This is a genomic window from Streptomyces sp. A18 (assembly GCF_059026065.1).
In genome coordinates this window covers 54,780-78,796 of sequence record NZ_JBWLKL010000014.1, presented here as the reverse complement: position 1 = coordinate 78,796, position 24,017 = coordinate 54,780, and the positions used below count along the sequence as shown (strand labels likewise).

The 24,017-nt window shown below is 70.9% G+C and carries 18 protein-coding genes; 9 read left to right on the top strand and 9 right to left on the bottom strand.

Translation table 11 applies throughout. The features are described 5' to 3' along the window. Positions 1 to 452 precede the first annotated feature (452 nt). From AC5P1C_RS22735 to AC5P1C_RS22720, 4 genes are all read right to left on the bottom strand, one after another. Entirely contained in the window at positions 453 to 3,044 is a 2,592-nt protein-coding gene (locus AC5P1C_RS22735; RefSeq protein WP_493867738.1) for an ATP-binding protein, read from the bottom strand. A 129-nt stretch (positions 3,045 to 3,173) separates the two neighbouring features. Continuing rightward, positions 3,174 to 4,331 (bottom strand): acetyl-CoA C-acetyltransferase, encoded by a 1,158-nt coding sequence (locus AC5P1C_RS22730; RefSeq protein ID WP_493867737.1) that lies wholly within the window; start codon positions 4,329 to 4,331, stop codon positions 3,174 to 3,176. Between the two features lie 60 nt (positions 4,332 to 4,391). Continuing rightward, positions 4,392 to 4,976 carry a TetR/AcrR family transcriptional regulator gene (locus tag AC5P1C_RS22725; RefSeq protein ID WP_493867832.1) on the bottom strand — a complete coding sequence of 195 codons (585 nt, stop codon included), beginning with the start codon at positions 4,974 to 4,976 and terminating at the stop codon, positions 4,392 to 4,394. Positions 4,977 to 5,075: 99 nt separating this feature from the next. Beyond that, positions 5,076 to 5,858: an SDR family oxidoreductase gene (locus tag AC5P1C_RS22720; RefSeq protein WP_493867736.1), complete on the bottom strand. Its 783-nt coding sequence runs from the start codon at positions 5,856 to 5,858 to the stop codon at positions 5,076 to 5,078. A gap of 118 nt (positions 5,859 to 5,976) precedes the next feature. On the opposite strand from AC5P1C_RS22720, the gene AC5P1C_RS22715 reads away from it, so the two are divergent. Both AC5P1C_RS22715 and AC5P1C_RS22710 read left to right on the top strand, forming a co-directional pair. After that, on the top strand, positions 5,977 to 7,209 hold the full coding sequence (locus AC5P1C_RS22715) for an acyl-CoA dehydrogenase family protein (RefSeq protein WP_493867735.1): 1,233 nt from the start codon (positions 5,977 to 5,979) through the stop codon (positions 7,207 to 7,209). Then, a complete protein-coding gene (locus AC5P1C_RS22710) occupies positions 7,209 to 8,204 on the top strand; it encodes an acyl-CoA dehydrogenase family protein (protein ID WP_493867734.1) in 996 nt (331 codons plus the stop codon). Before AC5P1C_RS22715 ends, AC5P1C_RS22710 begins: the two co-directional genes overlap by 1 nt. Positions 8,205 to 8,232: 28 nt before the next feature. Here AC5P1C_RS22710 and AC5P1C_RS22705 read toward each other — a convergent pair whose 3' ends face one another. Then, the gene (locus tag AC5P1C_RS22705) at positions 8,233 to 8,643 is read right to left on the bottom strand and encodes a hypothetical protein (RefSeq protein ID WP_493867733.1); all 411 of its coding nucleotides are present in this window, start codon (positions 8,641 to 8,643) and stop codon (positions 8,233 to 8,235) included. Positions 8,644 to 8,762: 119 nt separating this feature from the next. On the opposite strand from AC5P1C_RS22705, the gene AC5P1C_RS22700 reads away from it, so the two are divergent. Together AC5P1C_RS22700 and AC5P1C_RS22695 are read left to right on the top strand one after the other, a co-directional pair. Beyond that, entirely contained in the window at positions 8,763 to 9,932 is a 1,170-nt protein-coding gene (locus tag AC5P1C_RS22700; protein WP_493867732.1) for an anhydro-N-acetylmuramic acid kinase, read from the top strand. A 152-nt stretch (positions 9,933 to 10,084) separates the two neighbouring features. After that, positions 10,085 to 11,065 carry a DUF2510 domain-containing protein gene (locus AC5P1C_RS22695; RefSeq protein ID WP_493867731.1) on the top strand — a complete coding sequence of 327 codons (981 nt, stop codon included), beginning with the start codon at positions 10,085 to 10,087 and terminating at the stop codon, positions 11,063 to 11,065. Between the two features lie 162 nt (positions 11,066 to 11,227). On the opposite strand, the gene AC5P1C_RS22690 is transcribed toward AC5P1C_RS22695, so the two are convergent. Beyond that, entirely contained in the window at positions 11,228 to 11,875 is a 648-nt protein-coding gene (locus tag AC5P1C_RS22690; protein WP_493867730.1) for a TetR/AcrR family transcriptional regulator, read from the bottom strand. A gap of 189 nt (positions 11,876 to 12,064) precedes the next feature. On the opposite strand from AC5P1C_RS22690, the gene AC5P1C_RS22685 reads away from it, so the two are divergent. Both AC5P1C_RS22685 and AC5P1C_RS22680 read left to right on the top strand, forming a co-directional pair. Next, a complete protein-coding gene (locus tag AC5P1C_RS22685) occupies positions 12,065 to 12,877 on the top strand; it encodes a phosphatase PAP2 family protein (protein WP_493867729.1) in 813 nt (270 codons plus the stop codon). Then, entirely contained in the window at positions 12,874 to 13,839 is a 966-nt protein-coding gene (locus AC5P1C_RS22680) for a DMT family transporter (protein WP_493867728.1), read from the top strand. Before AC5P1C_RS22685 ends, AC5P1C_RS22680 begins: the two co-directional genes overlap by 4 nt. Positions 13,840 to 13,862: 23 nt before the next feature. Here AC5P1C_RS22680 and AC5P1C_RS22675 read toward each other — a convergent pair whose 3' ends face one another. After that, the gene (locus AC5P1C_RS22675) at positions 13,863 to 14,822 is read right to left on the bottom strand and encodes an LURP-one-related family protein (RefSeq protein WP_493867727.1); all 960 of its coding nucleotides are present in this window, start codon (positions 14,820 to 14,822) and stop codon (positions 13,863 to 13,865) included. A 23-nt stretch (positions 14,823 to 14,845) separates the two neighbouring features. Between AC5P1C_RS22675 and AC5P1C_RS22670 the strand changes: the two genes are divergently transcribed. Beyond that, positions 14,846 to 15,151, top strand: coding sequence for a hypothetical protein (locus AC5P1C_RS22670; protein ID WP_493867726.1), 306 nt, complete (start codon positions 14,846 to 14,848; stop codon positions 15,149 to 15,151). Here the strand turns inward: AC5P1C_RS22670 and AC5P1C_RS22665 are convergent. After that, entirely contained in the window at positions 15,138 to 17,195 is a 2,058-nt protein-coding gene (locus AC5P1C_RS22665) for a phosphocholine-specific phospholipase C (RefSeq protein ID WP_493867725.1), read from the bottom strand. The genes AC5P1C_RS22670 and AC5P1C_RS22665 overlap by 14 nt on opposite strands. 489 nt (positions 17,196 to 17,684) lie before the next feature. On the opposite strand from AC5P1C_RS22665, the gene mgtA reads away from it, so the two are divergent. Beyond that, positions 17,685 to 20,396: a magnesium-translocating P-type ATPase gene (mgtA, locus tag AC5P1C_RS22660; protein WP_493867724.1), complete on the top strand. Its 2,712-nt coding sequence runs from the start codon at positions 17,685 to 17,687 to the stop codon at positions 20,394 to 20,396. A 52-nt stretch (positions 20,397 to 20,448) separates the two neighbouring features. Here mgtA and helR read toward each other — a convergent pair whose 3' ends face one another. Next, the gene (helR, locus tag AC5P1C_RS22655; RefSeq protein ID WP_493867723.1) at positions 20,449 to 22,614 is read right to left on the bottom strand and encodes an RNA polymerase recycling motor ATPase HelR; all 2,166 of its coding nucleotides are present in this window, start codon (positions 22,612 to 22,614) and stop codon (positions 20,449 to 20,451) included. 179 nt (positions 22,615 to 22,793) lie between these two features. On the opposite strand from helR, the gene AC5P1C_RS22650 reads away from it, so the two are divergent. Continuing rightward, positions 22,794 to 24,008: a serine hydrolase domain-containing protein gene (locus tag AC5P1C_RS22650; protein ID WP_493867722.1), complete on the top strand. Its 1,215-nt coding sequence runs from the start codon at positions 22,794 to 22,796 to the stop codon at positions 24,006 to 24,008. Positions 24,009 to 24,017 lie beyond the last annotated feature (9 nt).

The window sequence follows — 24,017 nt, the reverse complement described above, 5'->3', positions numbered from 1 at the left end:
GGCCGGGGCCACGGACACCCCCCGGCTGCGGCTGAGGCACACCTGGGTCACCGCCTTGGGCGCGCACGGGCCGGTGCTCATGCACACCTGGTGCGGGGCATGGGCGCGCCAGGGAGCCGAAGTTCGGGCGCACACCTGGGAGCCGAGGCTTCGGGCGGCACGCCGAAGTGGCCGGCCTGGACCTGCTTCAGCCGGGGGTAATGGGGCCGCCTGGGAGTGGAGTCTCGGGCGCCACGCCTGGACCGAGGCCAAGGTCGGCGTGCCTGGCCGGGGCTAATGCCCGCCTGGGCTCAGGATGAGGCACACCCCGGGCCGGGGTCATGGGCCCGCCTGGGCCGGGGGCTTCGGAGCCGTCGGGCACCGGCTTTGCCGTGTTCGTTCCGGGCGGCCTGCCCTCACACCCCCGCCACCTCCAACGACGCCCGCGCCCGCGCGACCAACCCGTCCGCCCCTCAGGATTCGGCCAGGGCAAGGCCCCGCGCCAGCTCGCTCGCGCAGCCCGCCGCGATTCCGTACTCGACCCGTGCGGCCGCGTGTTCGTAGGCGCACGGTGATGCCTCCAGGCAGGCCACGGCTCGCGCGTACAGCGCTACCGCGCGCTGACCGCTCTCCAGGGACGCCGCGCAGCGCAGTGCCTCGCCGATCGCCGTCTCCGTGCCGAAGAGCTCTGCCTGGACCCGTGCGTCCGCGGCCAGCTCGGCGGCGCGCCGCGGGTCCTGCGCGGCCAGTGCGCGGGCGAGGTCGTGTGCCCAGGGGGCGACGATCGTGTTGTAGCGGCCGCGTGCGTTCGAAGCCTTCGCGGCCACCTCCAATTCGTTGATGCCTTCCGTGAGTTGACCCGTGGCGATCAGCAGGCGGCCCCGCACGGAGTGGATGTCGGGAACGAAGATCGTGGACGGGTAGGGCGGCGCGATGCCGTAGTGGTCGGCGACCTCGCGGGCCTCCTCGATCTTGCCGCGGGCGAGCAGCGTGTCGATGAGCATGCACGCGGCGTCCCAGTGCATCGGGAGCCCGCTGCCGACGCGGTCGGCGAGGCGCAGGCTCTCCCGCAGCGAGGCCTCCGCCTCGGTGAGCCGCCCGCGCCTGCGGTGGACGAGACCGGCCCAGGCCTTGGCGAGCGCCAGATGGCCGCCGCTCCAGCCCGCGGTCTCGTAGGCGCGGACCGCCTCGGCGAAGAGGCTCTCTGCGCGGTCCAGGCGGTCGGTGAAGATGTAGGCGCTGCCCAGCATCATCAGGAGCTCGAAGCCCCACTCCGTGTCGGTCCAGCCGAGCCCCGGCGCGAGGCGGCCGTTGACGAGGGAGCGGTCGCAGAGCTCGATGATCTCCTCCGCGTTCTCCCCACGGGTCATGGCGTCGAAGGCGCGCAGGATCAGCAGCGCACGCTCGGAGTTGTCGCGCCCCCGCAGCGGTCCGGCGAGCGCAGCGAGCCGCCGCGAACGGCCCTGCGCGTCCTCCTCGCCCGCGTGGATGCCCTCCCACATGTAGTGGACGCCCTGCAGTCGCATCCGGTCGGGCCCCGGTTCGAGACGGGCGGCCTCGGCATCCACGACACGCAGGGCCTCCTCCAACTGGTCGTTGTGCACCAGGGCTTGGGAGAGGCGGCAGACGGCGTCCACGCGCAGCCCGCGGTCGAGACCCGGGGTGTGGAGGGCCTCGCGCAGGTGGCCGATGGTCGTGACGGGCGAGGTGAGGAGCGTGGCGCAGCCCAGTTCGTAGAGCACGCGCGCCTGGATCTCGGGCAGCGGCGGCTCCCGCAGGGCGCGTTCGAGGCAGCGGCGGGCCGCGTCCGGCGCGCCGACCGCGAGGTGCTCGGCCGCCGCCTCGCGCAACTGGTCGACCAGTTCGGGGTCGTCGTCCGGATGGACCTCGAGGAGGTGCCGGGACGCCGCCGCCGGACCACGTCCGGACAGCGTGACGGCCCAGGCCGCCTGGCCGTGCATCGCGGTGCGGGTGGCGGGCGGGATGGAGCGGTAGACGGTCGTGGCGATCAGTGGATGGACGAACTCCAGGCCCTCTTCGCCGCCGAGCAGGATGCGCGCCGTACTCAGCCGCTCCGCACACCGCTGGGCCGTCTCGCGGGTCAGGCCGGCGAGCGAGGCGGCGAGGTCGAGCGAGATGGCGGTGCCCAGGATCGCCGCCGCCCACGCGAACCGCGTGACGTCCGTGCCGAGTCCTTCGAGGCGGGCGACGAGTCCGCGGCCACGTGCCGAGCGGTTCAGGGCGCGCAGTTCGGCGGCGGAACTCTCCACAGGATCGAGCCCGCTGTCCTGCACCTTGGCGAGCAGTTCCACGGATTCGTAGGGATTGCCGCCGGTCACCGCCCATACCTCGCGGCAGAACGGGGCGTCCGCGTGCTCGCCGAGCGTGGCGCGGGTGAGTCCGGCCGCCGCTTCCGGCGTGAGCGCCCGCAGCGGGGGCGAGGTGCGGGCCAGCGCGCCGACCGCGTCGAGGTGGCGTGCGCTGTCCCCGAGCGCTTCGTCCGGGCGGTGGGCGACCACCACGAGGACGGGCAGCTCGTCCAGGCGCTGGGCGAATGCGGACAGCCAGTGCAGGGTCTCCTGGTCGGCCCAGTGCGCGTCGTCGATGAGCAGGACGAGCGGCCAGTGCAGCCCGGAAAGGCGGGCGACCGCCTCGACCAGGCCGTCGCACACGCCCTGCGGGTCGGCCTGGAGACCGGCCGGCTCGACTATGCCGAGAGCCGGGCCCGCGATCTCGTACCAGTCGCCGAGGTACTCCCGCGCCTCCTCGGGCGAGAGCGCGACGAGAGCCGGTTGCAGCAACTGGCGTACGACATTGAAGGGGACGGAGGTGACGGTCTCGCCGCCCCGCGCGGACCACACGATGGCCCGCCCCTGTGCGATGCGGCGCACCTCGGACAGCAGCGCCGTCTTGCCGATGCCCGCCTCGCCGCGGAAGACGAGCAGCCCGCCCGCCGTCGTCGCGTCGGAGCACAGCGCGTCGACGGCACGCGTCGCCTCGGCGAGCTCCGCGTCGCGCTCCCACAGTGGGGCCCAGATGGCACCTCCGGGCCGTCCCTGCGTCATCGCGCTACCTCCCGAGGTCGCTCAATCGACGTACAGACATCGAGACTAGCTGGGGAGAGGGCCCAGCGGTGCCCGGTCGGGTCAGCAACTGCCGCAAGGAGTGAGGAAGCAGCCCGGAACTGGACGCGGTCAGATGCGCTCGATGATGGTCACGTTCGCCTGGCCGCCACCTTCGCACATGGTCTGGAGGCCGAACCGGCCGCCTGTACGCTCCAGTTCGTGCAGGAGCGTCGTCATCAGTTTGACGCCGGTCGCGCCGAGGGGGTGGCCGAGGGCTATCGCGCCGCCGTTGACGTTGACCTTCTCCGGGTCCGCTCCCGTCTCCTTCAACCAGGCGAGGGCGACCGGCGCGAACGCTTCGTTGATCTCGACGAGGTCGATGTCGCCGATGCTCATGCCGGTCTTCTTCAGCGCGTACGCCGTGGCGGGGATCGGCGCGGACAGCATCCGGATCGGGTCCTCACCGCGCACCGAGAGGTGGTGGATGCGGGCGCGGGGCGTCAACCCGTGTTCCCGCACGGCCCGTTCGCTCGCGATGAGCATGGCGGCCGCTCCGTCCGAGACCTGCGAGGAGCAGGCGGCGGTGATGGTGCCCTCGTCCAGGACGGGCTCCAGACCCGCCATCTTCTCCAGGGTCGTGTCGCGGCGCGGGCCCTCGTCGGTGGTCACGTCCCCATAGGGGGTGAGTTCGCGGTCGAAGCGGCCCTCGTCGATCGCGTGGACGGCCCGCTGGTGCGAGCGGAGGGCGAACTCCTCCATGTCGCGGCGGGATATGCCCCACTTCTCGGCGATCAGCTGGGCGCCGTGGAACTGGTTGACGGGCAGGTCCCCATAGCGGGCGCGCCAGCCCTCGCTGCCCGCGTACGGACCTTCGGTGAGGCCGAGCGGTTCGGCGGCCTGCCGGGAGGCGAAGGCGATGGGGATCATCGACATGTTCTGTGTGCCGCCGGCGACGACGAGGTCCTGGGTGCCGGACAGGACGCCCTGCGCGGCGAAGTGCACGGCCTGCTGCGAGGATCCGCACTGCCGGTCGATCGTCACGCCGGGCACCTCTTCGGGCAGGCCGGCCGCCAGCCAGGAGGTGCGTGCGATGTCCCCGGCCTGCGGTCCGACCGTGTCCAGGCAGCCGAAGACGACGTCCTCGACGGCGGCGGGGTCGACGCCGGTGCGCTCGACGAGTGTCTTCAGGACATGCGCTCCCAGGTCGGCGGGGTGGACGGCCGAGAGGCCGCCCTTGCGCCTGCCGACGGGGGTGCGGACCGCTTCGACGATGTAGGCCTCGGCCATGACTGCGTACTCCTCGTGCTCCTCGGGCGGTGCGCTGTCGCCGGGGTGACGACGCGCGCTCTACGTGCGTACGGCGATGCCGTCCAGGACCATCGAGAGGTACTGGCGGGCGATCTCCTCGGGGCTGTGGCCTCCCCCGGGGCGGTACCAGGACGCGGCGACCCAGACCGTGTCGCGCACGAAGCGGTAGGCGAGCCGGATGTCCAGGTCGTCGCGGAAGACGCCCTCCTCGACGCCGCGCTCCAGCGTCGTCAGCCACGTCTTCTCGAAGCGCTGCTGCGAGTCGGTCAGGTACTGGAAGCGCGCCTGCGCGACCAGGTGCTTGGACTCCTTCTGGTAGATGGCGACGGCGGAGCGGTGCCGGTCGATCTCCCGGAAGGATTCGGTGACGAGCGCCTCCAGGGTCTCGCGGGGGCCGAGGCGGGACTGGAGCACGGTGTCGTACCCGTCCCACAGCTCGGCGAGGAAGGTGGAGAGGATCTCTTCGAGCATCGACTCCTTGGAGTCGAAGTGGTAGTAGAGGCTGCCGGCGAGCATGCCGGCGGCGTCCGCGATCTTGCGGACCGTGGTCGCGTTGTACCCCTGCTCGGCGAAGACGTCGGCCGCGATGGCGAGGAGTTCGCCGCGGCGCTCGGGCGAGCTCACCGGGGCCTTCTTCTTCGTGGTGCCCTCGTTCTTGGTCGTGCTGCTCTGGTTCGTCGTGGTGCTGCTCTGCTTCGGTTTCGACACACGGTCATTCTCCGCCTAGGCGTGCTGGTTGCTGACCGAGACCGTCTCCCCCGTCATGTACGAGGAGTAGTCACTGGCCAGGAAGACGATGACGTTGGCTATCTCCCAGGGCTCGGCATACCGCCCGAACGCCTCGCGTGCGGTGAGCTCGTCGAGGAGCTCCGGCGAGGTGACCTTCGCGAGGTGCGGGTGCATGGCGAGGCTGGGCGAGACCGCGTTGATCCGGATGCCGTGGGGTGCCGCCTCGACGGCGGCGCAGCGCGTGAGGGCCATGACGCCCGCCTTCGCCGCGGCGTAGTGCGCCTGGCCCTCCTGCGCTCGCCAGCCGAGCACCGAGGCGTTGTTCACGATCACGCCGCCCCGGTCGGCGGCCCGCATGCGGCGCAGGGCGGCTCTGGTGGAGCGGAACGTGCCGTTCAGCGTCACGTCGATGACTCTGTCCCACTGCTCGTCGGTCATCTCGGTGAGTTCGGCGGTGCCACCGAGTCCCGCGTTGTTCACGACCACGTCCAGGCCGCCGTGGCGCTGCTCCGCCAAGTCGTACAGAGCCCGCACCTGGGCTTCGTCCGTCACGTCGCACGGCGTCCCGTCGATCCGGTCGGCGCCGAACTCGCCGGCCAGCGCCTCCACCGTCTCCTTCGTGCGGCGCGGGTGGGCGTCGCCGATGACTATGCGCGCACCCTCTTCCAGGAACCGGCGGGCGGTGGCGCCGCCGATGCCCGCTCCGGCCGCGGCGGTGATGACGGCGGTGCGGCCCGCGAGCAGACCGTGCCCCGGCACATACGTGGGTGCGTCCATGCTCGGCCCCCTTCAGCTTCGACTGGCTCTCGACGACTGGCTCGACCTCAGGGTAATCTACCAAACACTTGTTAGGGAAGACCGCTGGAGAAGAACCGATCGAAGAGGTGGGCCACTGATGGACCTCGACTTCACCGCCGGCGAACGGGAGTTCAGGCAGCGGGCGCGCGACTGGCTCGCCGGGCATGTGCCCGCCGGGCCGCTGCCGTCACTGGAGACCCGGGAGGGGTTCGCGGCCCACCGCGCCTGGGAGGGCGAGCTCGCGGCCGACCGCTGGTCGGTGGTGTCCTGGCCCGAGGAGTACGGCGGGCAGGGCGTCGACATCGTCAAGTGGCTGGTGTTCGAGGAGGAGTACTTCGCGGCGGGCGGCCCCGGCCGCGTCTCTCAGAACGGCATCAACCTCCTCGCGCCGACCCTCTTCGACTTCGGGACCGACGAGCAGCGGGCTCGGGTGCTGCCTCCGATGGCGAGCGGCGAGGTGGTCTGGGCGCAGGCCTGGTCCGAGCCGGAGTCGGGATCGGACCTGGCGTCGCTGCGCTCCACCGCGCGCCGCACGGACGGCGGCTGGCTGATCAGCGGGCAGAAGACCTGGTCGTCGCGGGCGGCGTTCGCCGACCGCGCGTTCGGCCTGTTCCGCAGCGATCCGGCCGTCGACTCCGCCAAGCCGCACCGGGGCCTGACGTACCTGATGTTCCCGCTCGACGCGGTGGGAGTGACCGTCCGGCCCATCGGGCGTCTGGACGGCAAGCCCGCGTTCGCCGAGCTCTTCCTCGACGACGTCTTCGTGCCGGACGCGGACGTCATCGGCGAGCCGGGCCAGGGCTGGCGCATCGCCATGTCGACGACGGGGAACGAACGGGGCCTGACGCTGCGCTCCCCCGGCCGCTTCGTCGCCGCGGCCGACCGCCTGGTGCGGCAGTGGCGCGCGCACGGCGACCCCGCGGACACCGCACTGCGCGACCGCGTGGCCGACGCGGTGATCGGGGCCCGCGCGTATCAGCTGTTCACGTGGGCCAACGCGTCGCGCTTCGCGGCGGGCGAGACGATCGGCGCGGAGTCGAGCCTGAACAAGGTCTTCTGGTCCGAGTACGACATCGCGCTGCATGAGACCGCGCTGGATCTCCTGGGCGCACAGGGCGAGTTGGTGGCCGACTCGCCGGACGATTCGGCGGGCGAGTCGACGGACGAGTCGACGGACGAGTCGACGGACGACGGAGAGCGATCGGGGACCGGCGAATGGGCGGAGGGGTACGTCTTTTCTCTGGCCGGTCCGATCTACGCGGGCACGAACGAAATCCAGCGCGACATCATCGCCGAGCGACTGCTCGGCCTGCCGAAGGGACGCCGCTGATGAGGTTCCTCCTCGACGCCGAGCAGCGCGAGTTCGCGCGCTCGCTCGACGCCATGCTGACGGCGGCCGACACCCCGGCGGCCGCGAGAGCCTGGGCCGCCGGAGACCACGCACCGGGGCGCGCCCTGTGGGGACGTCTCGCGGAGGCGGACACGTTCGCCCTGGCCGTCCCCGAGGAGTACGAGGGAATGGGGCTGCTGCCGGTCGAAGCAGCCGTCGCCTTCGTGGAGTTGGGGCGCCACGCGGTGCCGGGGCCGGTGGTCGAGACGGTGGCGGCGGGCGCGCTGCTCGCCCGCCTCGCCGAGCTGGGCGATGCGGCCCCCGCCAAGCGGTTCCTTCCGTCCCTGGCCTCCGGGGAGGGTGTCACGACGCTCGCTCTCCCCGAAGGGGGACCGTTCGCGCTGGACGCGGACGCGGCGGCGCTGCGGCTGACCGCCACGAACGGCGAGCTGCGCCTGGCCTCGGGGCACGCGCGCGTGGAGCGGTCCTTGGACCCCGTACGGCGCCTGGCCCGGCTCAAGCCGGGCGGCGAACTCCTCGCATCGGGCCCCTCGGTGACGGAGGCTTCGCGGTACGCGGCCGACTGGGCAGCTCTCGCGACGGCCGCGCAGGCGTTGGGGATCGGGCTCGCACTGCTCGACAAGACGGTCGCGTACGTGAAGCAGCGCACGCAGTTCGGCACGCCGATCGGCGGCTTCCAGGCGGTCAAGCACCGCCTCGCGGACGTCCTGATAGGCCTGGAGTTCGCCCGGCCCCTGCTGTACGGAGCGGCGCTGACCCTGGAGACAGCAGATGTGGCGGCGGCGAAGGCGGCGGCGAGCGAAGCGGCATACGGCGCTGCAAGGGCGGCGCTGCAACTCCACGGGGCGATCGGCTACACGGCGGAGTACGACCTGTCGCTGTGGCTGACGAAGGCGCGGGCGCTGCGCACCGCGTGGGGCAGCCCCGGGGAGTGCCGACGCCTTGTGTTGTCCGGAGGCCGCGGGGAGGGCTGAAGGGCGGCCCGGCCTTTCCTGCCTACAGTCACGCGGGGCCCGGCCTCCCCTGCCCACGGTCCATGGCGTACCTCACCCGTACTCCCACCGGGCCGTCGGGGGACGCTGCGAGGAGCGTCGCGAAGTGGTGGGCCCACTGCTGCGGGGAGCCCGCGACGTCACGGGCCATGTGCGCGCGCAAGGGTAGGACGAGGGGGCGGTAGCGGCCGGTCCTGTGGAAGTCGACTCCGTAGCGGTCCGGGTCCACCAGGGCGAGGAGCAGCGGGTCCGCGGCGGCTCCCTGTGTCAGGAGCAGACGGTTTCCGGCGGTCCACAGGCACAGGCCGGGCCGTGGCCGTTCGCGCTCCTCCAGGAGCAGGCCGCTCCAGGTGCCGTCGGTTCGGGTGAGGTTCGTGCGCCGCGTCCCCGCGCGGGGACCGGCCGATCCCGTGGTGGACATGGACAAGTCGTCCCTCCGCTGCCTCAATGGCCTGAACTGGATCGTACGTGCGAGTGCACACGCCCCGTCATCGCTGCGATGATCAAACGCACTGGTGAGGAGAGCGAGAGGGGCAGCACGTGCGTGTGATCGGGCTGATGTCGGGGACTTCGTACGACGCGATCGACGCGGCGGCGGCCGACCTGACGATCGACGGCGACCGACTGCTGCTCTCCCCGCTGGGTCTGATCACCCGCGGGTACGACGAGGCGCTGCGCGACGCGCTCGGCGCCGCACTGCCGCCCGCCGCCACCACACTGGCGGACGTCTGCCGCCTCGACACCCGGATCGGCCAGGCCTTCGCCGCGGCGGCGGCCGAGGCGGATCGCGAACTATGCGATGGACAGGCCGAGTTGGTCGCGTCGCACGGCCAGACGGTCTACCACTGGGTGGAGGACGGCCGGGTGCACGGCACGCTGCAGATCGGGCAGCCCGCGTGGATCGCCGAGCGGACGGGGCTCCCGGTGGTCGCCGACTTCCGCCCCCGCGACATCGCCGCGGGAGGTCAGGGCGCGCCCCTGGTCAGCATCGTCGACCGGATGTGGCTGCGCGGCAGGCCCGGCGCCCCCGCCGCGCTGAACCTCGGAGGCATCGCCAACATCACCGCCCCGGACGGCACCGCCTTCGACACGGGCCCCGCCAACGCCCTCCTCGACGCCGCCGTACGCGAACTGACGCGGGAGCGGCTCGCGTACGACCTCGACGGCGCGATGGCCGCCCGCGGCACGGTCGACGAAGGGCTGCTCACGGCCCTTCTGTCCGAGCCCTATTACGCGCGCCCCGCGCCGAAGACCACCGGCAAGGAGCTCTTCCATCTGCCCTACCTGCGAACGGCACTCACCGACTACGAGGACCTCGCCCCCGAGGACGTCGTCGCCACGCTGACCCGGCTGACCGCCCGTACGGTCGCCGACGCCGTCAGGGCAGTCGGCGCTTCCGAGGTCATCGCGTCCGGCGGGGGCACGCGCAATCCGACGCTGATGGCGTTCCTGCGGGCCGAGTTGGGGGAGAAGGTCCCGGTGCGCACCTCCGACGAGCTCGGGCTGCCGTCCGCGGCGAAGGAGGCGTACGCCTTCGCGGTCCTCGGCTTCCTGACGGCGCACGGGCTGCCGGGGACGGTGCCGCAGAGCACGGGGGCCCGGCATGCGAGCGTGCTGGGGTCGATCACTCCGGGGCGGTCCGGGATCCGGGTGCCCGCGCCTGAGGGCGGCGGCCCCGTGCGGTTGGTGGTGGACGGGCACGGGAGGTGAGCGAGCTCCTCCCCGGGGGCAGGAGCTCGCTCCAGCCCCCGGGGCAATAGGTGAACTCGCCCCTCCCCCAGGCGAAGAGAGTGGCCGAACGGTGACTCCGGTACGGCCCCCCTCTCATCCCACTTTCACCGAATGCTCATACGCTGACGCCCATGACCCAGGTAACCCCTCCCGGCTGGTACCCCGACCCCGGCCAGACAACTGACGGCCCCCGTACCGAGCGCTGGTGGGACGGGAACGTATGGACGGACCAGGTCCGCGCGGTGGGATCGCCGGCCTATCCGCCCGCCGCCCCGACCGGTGCCCCGCAAGGCGCCCCTGGCGCATACCCGGGCTATCCCTCCTATCCGGGACAGCCCACCGCCTCCAGGCGCGGCCTGCGCACGGGCATAGCCGTGGGCGTGGCCCTCGTGGTGCTCGCCGGGATAGGCGGCGGCGTCTACTTCCTGACCGCCGACGACGACGGCGACGACGACAGCGCCGCCAAGCCCCCCGCGTCCTCCGCGCCGTCGAGGCCCGGCGCGCCCCAGGACCCGCAGGACCCCGAGCAGTCCCAGCCTCCGGGCGACGGCCCCTCCGCCCCGCCGAGCGAGGAGGGGTTCGCCACCGACGTACTGAGCGGCATCAGCCTCCCCGTGCCGGACGGCTGGACCGGTGCGAGCGGCGAGTCTGGCGGCGCCTCGGTGACCACGGGCCCCTATCCCTGCCCGAGGGAAACCTCCAAGACCTGCTCCCGCGGCGGCGCCTACTCCGGACCCGCCAAGGGTTTCAAGGTCGACGCCAAGACGGCGGAGGCGGCCGCCAAGGCCGACATCGCCGTCAACGCCAAGGAGTCCTACGGCGGGAAGACCTACGGCAAGATCACGTCGCACAAGGAGCTTGAGTCCAAGGCGGTCACCGTCGCGGGCCAGAAGGGCTACCTCGTCCGCTGGAAGGCCGTCACGGAGAAGAGCGACGACGGCTACGTCCAGTCGCTGGCCTTCCCCTCGCCCACCGTGAAGTCCGAGCTGGTCATCGTCCGCTTCGGCATAGACGTCAACGACAAGTCCCCGAAGGTGTCCGTGATGGACGAGATCACCAAGGGGATCAAGGCCGCGGCGGGCGGCGGAGGCGGCAACGGCAAGGAGGTCTGACGGGACGTCGCGCGGCTCCACCCGGAACGTCAGAGCCGGGCGGGCCGGAGCCACGAAGGTTCCGGCCCGCCCGGCCGAGGGCGGCCACGCCACCCCCGTCCCCACGGTGCGGCGCGGCGCAGGCAGATCGGGGTCCGTCATCCATCGGGCCCCGGTCCACGATCAGGTGGGTCTGGTCAGACCCCGGGTCAGACCCAGTGCGGGCAGCACGCACGCCTCCACGAAGTCGGACAGGTACTCCTCGTCCGCGTTCTTGCCCTCCAGGACCGGGCGGGCCCGGACCACGCCCATGAGCTGAGCCGTGATGAACCGCGTGGCCGGATGGTCCGCGGCGATCTCGCCCCGGGCCACTCCCCGCTCGACCAGGTCGTCGAGGGCCCGGGTCTCCGGCTCCACCAGCGCTTCGCGCAGCGCACTGCGCAGGTCCTCGTCCTGAAGGACCGCGTGGCTCAGCGCCTGGACCAGCATGCTGTCCCGCGTCGACCACTCCCCCGCGGTCCGCGCCGCCTCGCGCAGGTCACCCGCGAGCGTGCCGGTGTCGATGCCCGCGAAGCGCACACAGCGGTTGGCGCGCAGCGCGGCGGCGACGAACTGGGGCTTCGTCTTCCACTGGCGGTAGAGCGTGGACTTGCTGCAGCGGGTCGTCGCGGCCACGCCCTCCATGGTCACGGCGTCGTACCCGCACTCGCGGAGCTGGTCGAGCACGGCGTCGTAGAACTCCTGCTCGCGTTCGGGCGTGATCTTGGAGCGGCGCGACGAGCACACGGGATCCGCTGTCGCTGTGTCTGCTGCCCGGTCCGGCGACGTCATGACTCTTCTCCTCGGTACGGCGACTTCGACCGACCCTATCGATACGCCAGTGTACCGGTACGCTTCCGTATCGGTACACTGGCGTATCGATGAGCGGGGCGCTCCCCTAGTGGGGCACTCCCCCTCGAGCGGGGCACTCCCCCCACTCACTACCCGCACCACCCAGTCATCACGTAAAGGGGCCGGGGGATGGAATCCCGAACCGAGCCTGCCGAAAGGGAACCGGACATAGCCGTCCGGGAGCCGGACACATCTGCCCGACCGCCCCTCGTCCGCGAGCTCCTCCTCGTCGTAGGACTCTTCCTCGTCTACAAATTCGGCAGGCAGCTGGCCAACGGCCACACCGGTGAGGCCTTCCGCAACGCCCACCACGTGTGGGACGCCGAACGCACCCTGGGCCTGCCGGGCGAGGGCGCCGTCCAGGACGCGCTGCTCGGCAGCGACACCCTGGTGCACATCGCGAACACGTACTACGCGACCGTGCACTTCCCGGCCACCGCACTGTTCCTGAGCTGGCTCTACCTGCGCAGGCCCCGGCACTACGTATGGAGCCGGCGGGTGCTCGCCGCGCTGACCGCGGCGGCCCTCGTACTGCACCTGGCCTTCCCGCTGGCGCCGCCCCGGCTCCTGGACGCGACGGGGCTCGTGGACACCGGGCAGGTGTACGGGCCGACGGTCTACGGCGCCACCCCGCAGACGGACTCGATGGCCAACCAGTTCGCCGCTATGCCGTCCCTGCACGTCGGGTGGGCGCTGATGCTCGCCGTCGGCCTCATCGCCGCGACCTCGTCGCGGTGGCGTTGGCTGTGGCTGCTGCATCCGCTGATCACCCTGCTCGTGGTGGTCGGGACCGCCAACCACTACTGGCTCGACGCCATCGCGGTGACCGCGCTGCTCGGCATCGCACTCGCCGTGATCAAGCTGCCGGATCCCGCACGCTCGCGCGTCGTGCGGCGCCACACACCCGCGCCCGAACTCGCCGCCCCGGGGGTCCGGCGATGAACGCCACCCTCCTCGCCGTCGCGCTCTCGCTCGTGTCCGCCGCCGCGTACGCCTGTGCCGCCGTGGCCCAGGAACGCCTCGCCGCCCGCATCACGGGCCCCGGCAACGGCTTCCTGCGGCTGCTCGGCAGCGGAGCCTGGTGGTCGTCCGTCGGGCTCAACGCGTCCGCGGCACTGCTGCACGTGGCGGCCCTGAAGTACGGGCCGCTCACCCTGGTCCAGCCGCTGGGCGCGCTCACCCTGGTCGCCGCCGTGCCGCTGGGCGCGCGGCTCGCGGGGCGGCGGGTCACGCCGCTGGAGTGGCGCGGCACGGGGCTCACGCTCATCGGCCTCGGCGCCCTGCTCCTCACCGCTTCCGGGCCCGCGCCCGACGACACGCTGACCCTCACGGAGGCGCTGACCGTCGCGGGCTTCACGATGGCCGTGATCGGCGTCCTCTCCCGACCGGGTACGCGGCCGGGGCTGCGTCACGCGACGGCTTCCGGCTTCGCTTCGGGCGTCGCGTCCGCGCTCACGCAGACCGTGACGGTCGCCGCGACGGACCGCTCGGGTCCGCTGCTCGACCCGCAGGTGATCGTCGTGGCCCTGCTCGTCGCCGCGTTCGCCGCGGCCGGCCTCCTCCTGTCCCAGACCGCGTACCGCGGGGGTCTCGGGGCGCCGCTGGCCGTCGTCACCCTGGCCAACCCGGTGGCCGCCGCGGCCATCGGCCTGTCCCTGCTCGGGGAGCGGATACAGGGAGGCGTGGCCGGTCTCTTCCTGGCGGCGGGGGGTGCGGCGGTCGCGGCGTACGGGGTGGTGGTCCTCACCAAGTCGCCGCGGGACGAAGTGCCTGCGGGGGCGCCTTCGGAGCCGTCTCCGGAGGACTTCCCAGCGGAGGGCTTCCCTTCGGAGGGTTTCCCTTCCGATGGCTTCCTGCCGACCATCCCGAGCCAGGCGGAGCCGGCGGCACTGCGCCTGCCGTAGCCCCGCCAGGGGCCGGAGAGAACTCAGCCGAAGCCGCGCGAGTCCTGCTTCAGGGCCGTGTCGACCGTCAGGGCCGTCGCCACGACGAGGCTCAGGAGCGGCTCGGGCAGTTGGTAGTGGATCTGCAGGACGTAATTGTCCGCCGTCGTGAACATCGTCTTGGCGAGGCCTTCCCAGGTCTTCGTGATCCGGGCCACCTCGTTGTCCGCGTGGTCGACGATCGAGAAGTTCCAGGCGCGCCAGTTCTCGGCCTTGATCGCGCCGGCCTGCCGACCGTCGACCATGATCGCGAAGTTGATCTTCCCGATCATGTTCTGCTGGACGATCTCACCGATCGGCTGGCCGTCCGCGCGCTCGACGATGACCCGCGACTTCATGAACTTGCGCGGGCGGGTCAGCTGGAGCACCGGCTGGCCGTACGCGTCGCGGATCTCGAGCTTGTGGGTCATGAACTGGTCGATGCTGGAGACGAAGCGCGCGACCTTCTTCAGCGTGCTCTGACCGACCTGGACGACCGAGCCGAGCACGTTGCCCGACTGGTCCATGACGCTGTACTCGTTCGTCAGCTCGATGAGCTTGGCCTTCTGGTTCACCACCAGGACCGGCTCGGTGAAGAGCGTGCCGCCGCCCTGCGCGGCGGGCGTGACGCCCGCCTGCTGCTGGACCTGGCGCTGCACCTTGGCCGGGTCGGCCTGCTGGTACTGGCCGGGGGCCTGCTGGTACTGGCCGGCGGCCTGCTGCTGAGCTTGTGGCTGGCCGAACTGCCCCTGCTGCTGGCCATACTGAGCCTGCTGCTGGCCGTGCGCGGCCTGCGCCTGCTGCGGCTGGGCGGGTTGGGCCTGCTGCGGGACCTGCTGGGCCTGCTGCTGATCCGCCGGGTTGGTGTGCTCGGTCCACTGGGAACCGTCCCACCAGCGCAGCAGCTGGGGCGCGCCCTGGGGGTCCGGATACCAGCCTGCAGGAGTGTTCGAATGCGTCGTCACCCGGGCACACTACCCCGCGGGCGGTGGCGGTCCGCCAGCCCTTCGGGGACCCGGCTGCCGGACAGACTGATCGGACGGCCCGCAGCGTCACGTGGGCTATGGGCGGGCACGGCATCCGGATGGCGGCCAACGGCGGTCAGGGGAAGGCCGAGTGGCAGCACGACGCCCGGCCGTCGATCGGCGATGTGGGCGTCGACGACCACGACGACAGCGTCGAGTCGCTCCTGGTCTGGTCGCCGACGGGCCAGGTCAACCGCAAGGAGAGCGTGGGGGCCACCGCCGGAGCTGTAGTTCCGACGGCGGCCCGGCAGCTGCTCAGGCGGAGATGATCGCCGGGTCGCTGACGCCCGTCTGACCGTTCTCCACGTGCCCGGCGAAGCGCCGCAGGAAGGTGCCGTCCGCGTCGGACTTTACCGTCACGTCGTACCAGCGCTTGCTCGCGCGCAGGTCGACGGTGTGCTCGACGCTGCCGCCCGCCTTCACCTTGAACGTCTCGGCCACGCCGCCGTAGGCGTTGGAGACGCTGAGGTTCACGTCGGCGGTGCCCGCGTTCTTCAGGGTCAGCTTGAGGTTCCCTGTCACCTTGTCGTGGCGGGCGGTGACCTCGGGGCCCGTGGTCTTACCGGGTCCCTTGAAGACGCGCACGAAGCCGTTCGGGCCGAACACCGACAGGTCGTACTCGTCCTTCGAGTACACCGTGTTCCAGGTGTCGGAGATCTCCTTGCCGGCCTCGGTGGTGTAGGTCCAGGGGCCGTCCGTGCGGTTGTCCGAGCGCACGTGGAAGCAGGCGCCCGCCGCATCGCCGCCGCTGAAGGTGAGGGTGAACTTGCCGTCTGCGGGCGCTGCCGCCCCGTCGACCAGCGGTGCGTACGGCAGCGGGCGCGCGGGCCGGGAGCCGGACTCCTGCTTGGGCAGGGTCCCCTTCGCGGGGGCCTTGGGAAGGTAGTCGGGGTGACGCTCATTGTCCGGCGGCTCATAGGCGGCGGTGTCCGGCAGCTTCGCGGGGTCGGTGTCCTTGCCCGCGAAGTCGAAGGCGGAGGTCAGGTCACCGCAGATGGCGCGCCGCCAGGGCGAGATGTTCGGCTCTTCCACACCGAAGCGCTTCTCCATGAACCGGATGATCGACGTGTGGTCGAAGACCTCGGAGTTCACGTAGCCGCCGGTGCTCCACGGCGAGACGACGACCATCGGGACGCGCTGGCCGAGGCCGTAGTGCCCCGCGGCGTACTGCGCGTCGCCCGGGAAGTAGTCGAGCGCCGTGTCCACGGTCGACTTGCCTTGGTTGGCGTCCTTCGGGGTGTACGGCGGGACGACGTGGTCGAAGTAGCCGTCGTTCTCGTCGTAGGTGATGAACAGCGCCGTCTTCGCCCACACCTCGGGGTTGGAGGTGAGTGCGTCCAGGACCTGCGCGATGTACCAGGCGCCGTAGTTCACCGGCCAGTTGGGGTGCTCGCAGAAGGCCTCGGGGGCGGCGATGTAGGAGACCTGCGGGAGCTTGTCGGCCTTGACGTCGGCCTTCAGGAGGTCGAAGTAGCCGTCGCCCGCCTTGACGTTGGTGCCGGTGCGTGCCTTGTCGTAGAGGGGGTCGCCGGGCTTGGCGTTGCGGTACTTGTTGAAGTAGAGCAGCGAGTTGTCGCCGTAGTTCCCGCGGTAGGCATCGTCTATCCAGCCCCATTTTCCGGCCGCGTCCAGACCGTCGCCGATGTCCTGGTAGACCTTCCAGGAGACCCCGGCCTGCTCCAGGCGCTCGGCGTACGTCGTCCAGTCGTAGCCGGCCTCCTGGTTGCCGAGGACGGGGCCGCCGCCCTTGCCGTCGTTGCCGACGTGGCCCGTGAGCATGTAATAGCGGTTGGGGTCGGTGGCCCCTATGAACGAACAGTGGTAGTCGTCGCAGACGGTGAACGCGTCGGCGAGTGCGTAGTGGAACGGAATGTCGTCGCGCGTCAGATAGGCCATCGTCCGCTCGGACTTGGCGGCGATCCAGTTGTCGTACGTGCCGTTGCCGAACGCGCTGTGGCCGCCGGCCCAGTCGTGGTCGAGGCCCGCGATGAACTGCATCCCGAGGTCCTCGGCGTCAGGGTGGAAGGGCAGCACTTCCTTGCCGCCGCCCGACTGGTTCCAGACGGGCTTTCCGCTGGGGAGCGTGACGGGGCGCGGGTCGCCGAAGCCCCGTACGCCCTTCATCGTGCCGAAATAGTGGTCGAATGACCGGTTCTCCTGCATCAGGACGACGACATGCTCGACGTCCTCGATGGAGCCGGATCGGCGCTGTGCCGGCAGGGCGGCCGCGCGGGCGATGCTCTGCGAGAGCGTCGCGTAGGTCGCGGTGCCGCCGGCGATCTGCATGAACCGGCGCCGGTTGAGTTCTGGCATGAGTGGATTCGACCTCGTGGTGTGGGGTGTGGGGGACATGAGCGGGTGCAGTGTTTCAAGGGGAGCAAGGATCAGGGAAGGGGCTGTGACCTGGATGTGAAGAGAAGTCCAACCCTTGGCGGGTGGGACACAAGTCCCGACCTTATGGGGACCAAAGTCCCGTATTTGACATATGTGTAGCGACATGCCTGACTTAGCCCCGCACCGCTCGATGGTGCGTTCTTCCGTGTCCCGCGATCGCTTGGAGGTGTTCGGGATGAGTCCCGAAGGAAGTCCTTGCGTCCGCGCCACGTCTCACTGAAGCGGTTCCGCCTTCCCGGCCGAGGTCCGCTCTCCCCGCTGAGGCGTCATGCCGCCCAGCCCCCTTTCCGTCACGCGGTAGTACACCCGCGGCGATACGCCGTGCCCGCTGACTGACGGCATCCATCACATCTACGTCCCTGTGCACGGGCCTGCTTCGCCACGCCCCCGCACGGAGGGAGGTCTGCCATGAACAAGCTGATTCCCCAGGTACGCCCGGCGACGCCGGGCGCGAACCCCGTGAACAACCGCGAGCGCAAGGCCGCCGAGCTCGACGCCCGCACCCGCGAAGTCGGCGTACGACTGGCCGAGTTGAGCGCCGAGCCCGCCCGCGACGTCCTGCGGGACCTCGGCACGGGCACCCGCGGACTGCGCCAGGACCAGGTCCTCGAGCGCCTGGAGCGGTACGGCCAGAACGTCGTCGCCCGGGAGCGTGCGCCGCACTGGACGGCGCAGCTCGCCACGTCCTTCTGCAACCCCTTCATCGGCGTGCTCGTCGTGCTCGCCGCGGTCATGTACTGGCAGGACCCGGCCGACCCCGGCGTCTGGATCCTCACCTCGATGGTGCTGATCAGCGGACTGCTGCGGTTCTGGCAGGAGTTCCGCTCCACCAGGTCGGCCGAGGCGCTGAAAGCCCTGGTCACCACCTCCTGCGCGGTCCAGCGCCGGTGGAGCGAGCAGCCCGGCACCGAAGAGATCCCCATGGAACAGGTCGTCCCCGGCGACCTCGTGAAACTCGCCGCGGGCGACATGGTCCCGGCCGATCTGCGGCTGCTCACCGCCAAGGACCTGATGGTCAGCCAGGCCGCCCTGTCGGGCGAGTCGCTGCCGGCCGCCAAGGCGGACACGCGCTCCCCCGACCTCGGCCGGCATGCGTCCACCGACCCCGTCGAGGCCGACAACATCTGCCTGATGGGTACGTCGGTGACCTCGGGCACGGCGACCGGCGTGGTCGTCGCCACCGGCGCGGACACCTACTTCGGTTCGATGGCGGGCGCCCTGGTCGGCGACCGCCCGCAGACCGCCTTCGACCTCGGGGTGCGTCGGGTCAGCTTCCTGCTCATCCGCTTCATGCTGGTGATGGTCCCGATCGTCTTCGCGATCAACGGCTTCACCAAGGGCGACTGGGACCAGGCGCTGCTGTTCTCCCTCTCCGTGGCGGTCGGGCTCACGCCCGAGATGCTGCCGATGGTGGTCTCGGCGAACCTTGCGCGCGGCGCGGTCGCGATGTCGAAGCACAAGGTCGTCGTCAAGCAGCTGGGCGCGATCCAGAACCTGGGCGCGATGGACGTGCTGTGCACCGACAAGACGGGCACGCTCACCGAGGACCGCGTCGTCCTGGACCGCTGCCTCGACGCGCACGGTCACGAGGACCGTGAGGTGCTCGAATACGCCTACCTCAACGCGCACTTCCAGACGGGGCTGCGGGGCCTCATGGACCAGGCGGTCATCGACCGCATCGACGAGGCCGAGGAGGTTGTCGTCGACCGGCTCTTCACGGTGGTCGACGAGATCCCCTTCGACTTCGCCCGGCGGCGGATGTCCGTCGTGCTGCGCCGCGACGAACTGTCCGGACCGGCCGACGAGCACACGATCGTCACCAAAGGAGCCGTCGAGGAGGTCGTCGAGCTGTGTGGCCACGTCATGGACCGCGGCGAGCGCGTCGAACTCACCCCTCAACTGCGAACCCGCGTAAAGGACATCAGCGAGCACCACAACCGTGAGGGCCTGCGCGTCCTGGCTGTCGCGACACGCAGCATGCCGGCCGATCGCGACACGTACACGGCGGCGGACGAGTCGGACCTGACCCTCGTCGGGTTCCTTGCCTTCCTCGACCCCCCGAAGCAGGACGCCGCCGACGCCCTGCGCGCACTCGCCGAGAACGGCGTCGCGGTCAAGGTCGTCACCGGCGACAACGAACTGGTCGCCGCACGGGTCTGCGCGGACGTCGGCCTCGACGTCAGCGAGCTGATCACGGGCGCCACGATCGACCTGGTCGACGACGCGGAGCTGACGCGTCTCGCCCGTACGACCACGGTGTTCGCGAAGGTCAACCCGGTCCAGAAGGCACGGATCGTACGGGCCCTGAAGGCCGACGGGCACACGGTGGGCTTCCTCGGGGACGGCATCAATGACGCGGCGGCGCTGCGCGAGGCCGATGTGGGCGTGTCGGTCGACACGGCCGTCGACATCGCCAAGGAGTCCGCCGACGTCATCCTCCTGGAAAAGGACCTGATGGTCCTGGAGCAGGGCGTGTTGATGGGCCGTCAGACCTTCGGCAATACCATCAAGTACATCAAGATGACGGCGTCTTCGAACTTCGGGAACGTCTTCTCGGTCCTGGTCGCGTCGGCGTTCCTCCCCTTCCAGCCGATGCTCGCCATCCACCTCCTGGTGCAGAACCTCTGCTACGACATCAGCCAGTTGTCGATCCCCTGGGACCGGATGGACAAGGAATACCTGCGTGAGCCGCGCACGTGGGACGCGAAGGGCATCGGCCGGTTCATGATCCGGATCGGTCCGCTCAGCTCGATCTTCGACATCACCACCTTCCTGGTGATGTGGTACGTCTTCCAGGCCGACTCGCCCGCGCAGCAGACCCTCTTCCAGACGGGCTGGTTCGTGGAGGGCCTGCTGTCGCAGACGCTGATCGTGCACATGATCCGTACGCGCAGGATCCCGTTCATCCAGTCCCGTGCGTCACTGCCGGTGCTGCTCATGACGGGCGCGGTGATGGTCTTCGGCCTCTGGCTGCCGTTCTCGCCGCTGGCATCGGCCCTGTCGATGGAGCCGCTGCCGATGAGCTACTTCCCGTGGCTGATCGGGACGCTGCTCGCGTACTGCACGCTCACCCAGGTGGTGAAGGTCTTGTACATCCGGCGCTACGGCAGCTGGCTCTGAGCCCGTTGGTTCCGGGGCTGCCTACCCCGGAGCTGCCGGCACCGGTGCCGCATCAGCTCGTGAGGACGACGAGTTGCTGGGTAGCCCGGGTCATCGCTACATAGCGGTCGACCGCGCCTTCGATCCCCTCCCCGAAGTTCTCGGGGTCGATGAGGACGACCAGGTCGAATTCGAGTCCCTTCGACAGCTCCGGGGTCAGTGACCGGACGCGGGACGTCGCGCGGAAGGCGGGGTCGCCGATGACACAGGCGATCCCGTCGCCGTGCGCGGCGAGCCAGGTGTCGAGTACCGATTCGAGATCCGCGACGGAACCATGGACGACGGGGACACCGCTGCTGCGGATGGAGGTCGGCACGTTGGCGTCCGGGAGCGCGGCCCGGATGACCGGCTCGGCCTCCGTCATGACCTCTTCCGGCGTCCGGTAGTTGACGCTCAGGGACTCCACGGTGACGCGGTCGAGCCCGATCCGCTCAAGCCGTTCCTGCCACGACTCCGTGAAGCCGTGCCTGGCCTGCGCGCGGTCCCCGACGATGGTGAAGCTCCGGGACGGGCAGCGCAGCAGCAGCATCTGCCACTGAGCGTCCGTCAGCTCCTGTGCCTCGTCCACGACGACGTGCGCGAACGGTCCCGCGAGCCGGTCCGGATCGGCGGGCGGCAGCTCGGACTCGTCGACCAGGCTGACCTTGGCGTCCTGACCGCGCAGCATCCGCACCAGGCCCACACCGTCGTCCCCGTCGGCGCCGGACGCGGTCGCGGCGTCGATCAGGTTGTCGACGACCTGGGCCATCTGCTCGCGCTGGGCGGCGAGCACGGCCTCGTGGCGACGCTTTTTCCGGGCCGCCTCCGGGTCGCCGAGCCGCTGGCGTGCCGCGTCCAGGAGCGGCAGGTCGGACACCGTCCAGGCCTGGGGCGCCTCCTTGCGCCGCAGCTTGCGCACCTCGTCCTGGGCGAGCCAGGGCGCGCACATCCGCAGATAGGCGGAGTTCGACCACAGGTCTCCGACCAGGTCCGCCGCTTCGAGCAGCGGCCACGCGCTGTTCAGAGTGGTGACCAGCTCCTCGTCGTGCCGCAGGGACCTCTCGAAGAGCTCACCGGGAACGTCGCCGTCGAGCTTGTCCAGGAGGATCGCGACCAGCTCCTCCCAGACCTGCTCGCGCGCCTCGTTGTGCGGGGCGCCGCGTCCGGGTGCGTCGAACGCCTCGGCCCAGTCGTCGGCGCTCAGCCAGACGTCGGCCCAGTCGGTCGAGACCGTCATCCCCTTGGTGGGCGGCTCCTCGTAGAACCTGACGGCCTTCTCGATCGCCTTCACCATGTCCGCGGACGACTTCAGGCGGGCCACCTCCGGGTCGGTCTCGGCCTCCGCCGCCGCTCCCTCGGCGACGAGGTCCTCCAGGACGCAGGTCTGCACGCCCTCCTCGCCGAGGCTGGGCAGGACGTCCGAGACGTAGTTCAGGTAGGGCCGGTGCGGGCCGACGAAGAGCACGCCGCCCCTGCTGTGACCGAGACGGGGGTCGGAGTAGAGGAGGTAGGCGGAGCGGTGCAGGGCGACGACGGTCTTGCCCGTGCCCGGACCGCCGTCGACGACGAGAGCACCACGGGAGCCCGCCCGGATGATGGCGTCCTGGTCTGACTGGATGGTGGCGAGCACGTCCCGCATCCGGGCCGAGCGGTTGCTGCCCAGGCTGGCGATGAAGGCGGACTGGTCGTCGAGCGCGGCATGGCCCTCGAGACCGTCCGCGGTGAACACCTCCTCCCAGTAGTCGCTGATCCGGCCGTCGGTCCAGCGGTACCTGCGGCGGCTTGCCAGGCCCATCGGGTCGGCGTGGGTCGCCGCGAAGAACGGCTCGGCAGCGGGGGCGCGCCAGTCGAGAAGCAGCCGACGCCCGTCGCTGTCGGTGAGGCCGAGCCGCCCGATGTACACGGGCTCGGGATCGTCCGCGGTGACGACGTGTCCGAGGCACAGGTCGAGACCGAAGCGGCTCAGGGCACGCAGGCGCCCGGTCAGGCGGTGGATCTCCAGGTCCCGGTCCATCGCGTCGCGGCCGATACCGCCGGGCGCCTTGCGCTGGACGTCGAGGCGGTCGGACACGTCGGCGATGCTCCGCTCGAGGCTCTGCGCGATGGCGGCGAAGTGCTTCTCGTCCCGGGCGATCAGCGTCGGGTCGGCCTTGGGGGCGAGGTGGGCGGGAAGGTCGAACGCGGACAGCAACGCAGGCACTTGGTGAATCTCCCGTTTTCGCAGGTCCTGGGCTTAGGCCTGCGATTGTGCGGGACGACAGGGGCCTTGCCGCAAGCCCCCCTGTGCGCTATAAATTAAGAGTGGCAAGGAGTGGGAACACCTCCTTGCCTTTTCTTTTTGTCTCCCCCAAGATGCGCTTCCGGCGATCGAGGAGAGTCATGAGCGCACGCATCCACGGCACCTGTGCCCCCGGATTCGAGGGCGTACGCGAAGAGTTCGAGCGGAACTTCACCGAACGCGGCGACCTCGGGGCGGCCGTCGCGGTCACCGTGGACGGCCGCTTCGTCGTCGATCTGTGGGGCGGTGCCGCGGACAAGAGAGGCACGCGCGCGTGGGAGCGCGACGCGCTGGTGAATGTGTACTCCACGACCAAGGGGATGACCGCGCTGTGCGCGCATCTGCTCTCCGACCGGGGCGATCTCGACCTGGACGCACCGGTCGCGCACTACTGGCCGGAGTTCGCCCAGGAGGGCAAGGCGGACATCCCGGTGCGCTGGCTCCTGAGCCACCGCTCCGGGGTGATCGCGCCGCGCGAGCCCATGACGTCGGAGGACCTCTACGACTGGGAGAAGGTGTGCGGGGCGCTGGCCGCGACGCCTCCGTGGTGGAAGCCCGGTTCGGCGCAGGGGTACCACGCGCTGAGCTACGGCTATCTGGTCGGTGAGGTCGTCCGGCGTATCACGGGGGTCTCGCTCGGGACGTTCCTGCGGAGCGAGGTCACCGGGCCGCTGGGAGCCGATGTCCACGTGGGCACCCCGGCGAGCGAGCACGGCCGGTGCGCGGACATGGCGAGGCCGCTCGCTTCGGACGGCCCGCGCAGCGCGCTCGGCTCCGCGCCGCCGCCCGCGCCGCCGGTGCCCTCGATCGACGCCCACCCGATGGCCGTCGTCACGCTCGCCCTGCGGTACCTGCCCGTCGGCAACGTGAACAGCGCGGCCTATCGATCCGCCGAGATCCCCGCGGCCAACGGGCACGCGACCGCGCGGGGTCTGGCGACGGTGTACGCGGCGCTGGGGAACGGAGAGCTGGTGAGCCCCGCGACGCTTGAGCGGCTGCGGACGCGGCAGGGGCAGCCCGACGAGCCGGACCTGGTGCTCGCGGCGGGCACGGAGTGGGGCACGAAATGGGACTGGGGGCTCGGCTACATGCTGAACCTGTACGGGCAGGCCGGACCCAATCCGCGGGCCTTCGGACACGGGGGCGCGGGCGGTTCGTACGCGTTCGCCGATCCGGAGAATCGGCTCTCGTACGCGTACGTGATGAACCGGATGGGCGGCGGGACCTCGGGCGAGGATCTGCGAAGCGTGCATCTGGTGGGGGCGCTGTACCGCGCCCTCGAGCAGGGGATCCGGGAGGGCAACGGGGGAACGTAATCTGCCCCC

Excerpts from the sequence above, each read along its gene's own strand:
- AC5P1C_RS22665 (WP_493867725.1), bottom strand. The coding sequence starts at position 17,195 with ATGCCAGAACTCAACCGGCGCCGGTTCATGCAGATCGCCGGCGGCACC.
- AC5P1C_RS22735 (WP_493867738.1), bottom strand. The coding sequence starts at position 3,044 with ATGACGCAGGGACGGCCCGGAGGTGCCATCTGGGCCCCACTGTGGGAG.
- AC5P1C_RS22715 (WP_493867735.1), top strand. The coding sequence starts at position 5,977 with ATGGACCTCGACTTCACCGCCGGCGAACGGGAGTTCAGGCAGCGGGCG.
- AC5P1C_RS22720 (WP_493867736.1), bottom strand. The coding sequence starts at position 5,858 with ATGGACGCACCCACGTATGTGCCGGGGCACGGTCTGCTCGCGGGCCGC.
- AC5P1C_RS22690 (WP_493867730.1), bottom strand. The coding sequence starts at position 11,875 with ATGACGTCGCCGGACCGGGCAGCAGACACAGCGACAGCGGATCCCGTG.
- AC5P1C_RS22705 (WP_493867733.1), bottom strand. The coding sequence starts at position 8,643 with ATGTCCACCACGGGATCGGCCGGTCCCCGCGCGGGGACGCGGCGCACG.
- AC5P1C_RS22685 (WP_493867729.1), top strand. The coding sequence starts at position 12,065 with ATGGAATCCCGAACCGAGCCTGCCGAAAGGGAACCGGACATAGCCGTC.
- AC5P1C_RS22695 (WP_493867731.1), top strand. The coding sequence starts at position 10,085 with ATGACCCAGGTAACCCCTCCCGGCTGGTACCCCGACCCCGGCCAGACA.
- AC5P1C_RS22730 (WP_493867737.1), bottom strand. The coding sequence starts at position 4,331 with ATGGCCGAGGCCTACATCGTCGAAGCGGTCCGCACCCCCGTCGGCAGG.
- AC5P1C_RS22710 (WP_493867734.1), top strand. The coding sequence starts at position 7,209 with ATGAGGTTCCTCCTCGACGCCGAGCAGCGCGAGTTCGCGCGCTCGCTC.
- mgtA (WP_493867724.1), top strand. The coding sequence starts at position 17,685 with ATGAACAAGCTGATTCCCCAGGTACGCCCGGCGACGCCGGGCGCGAAC.
- AC5P1C_RS22680 (WP_493867728.1), top strand. The coding sequence starts at position 12,874 with ATGAACGCCACCCTCCTCGCCGTCGCGCTCTCGCTCGTGTCCGCCGCC.
- AC5P1C_RS22650 (WP_493867722.1), top strand. The coding sequence starts at position 22,794 with ATGAGCGCACGCATCCACGGCACCTGTGCCCCCGGATTCGAGGGCGTA.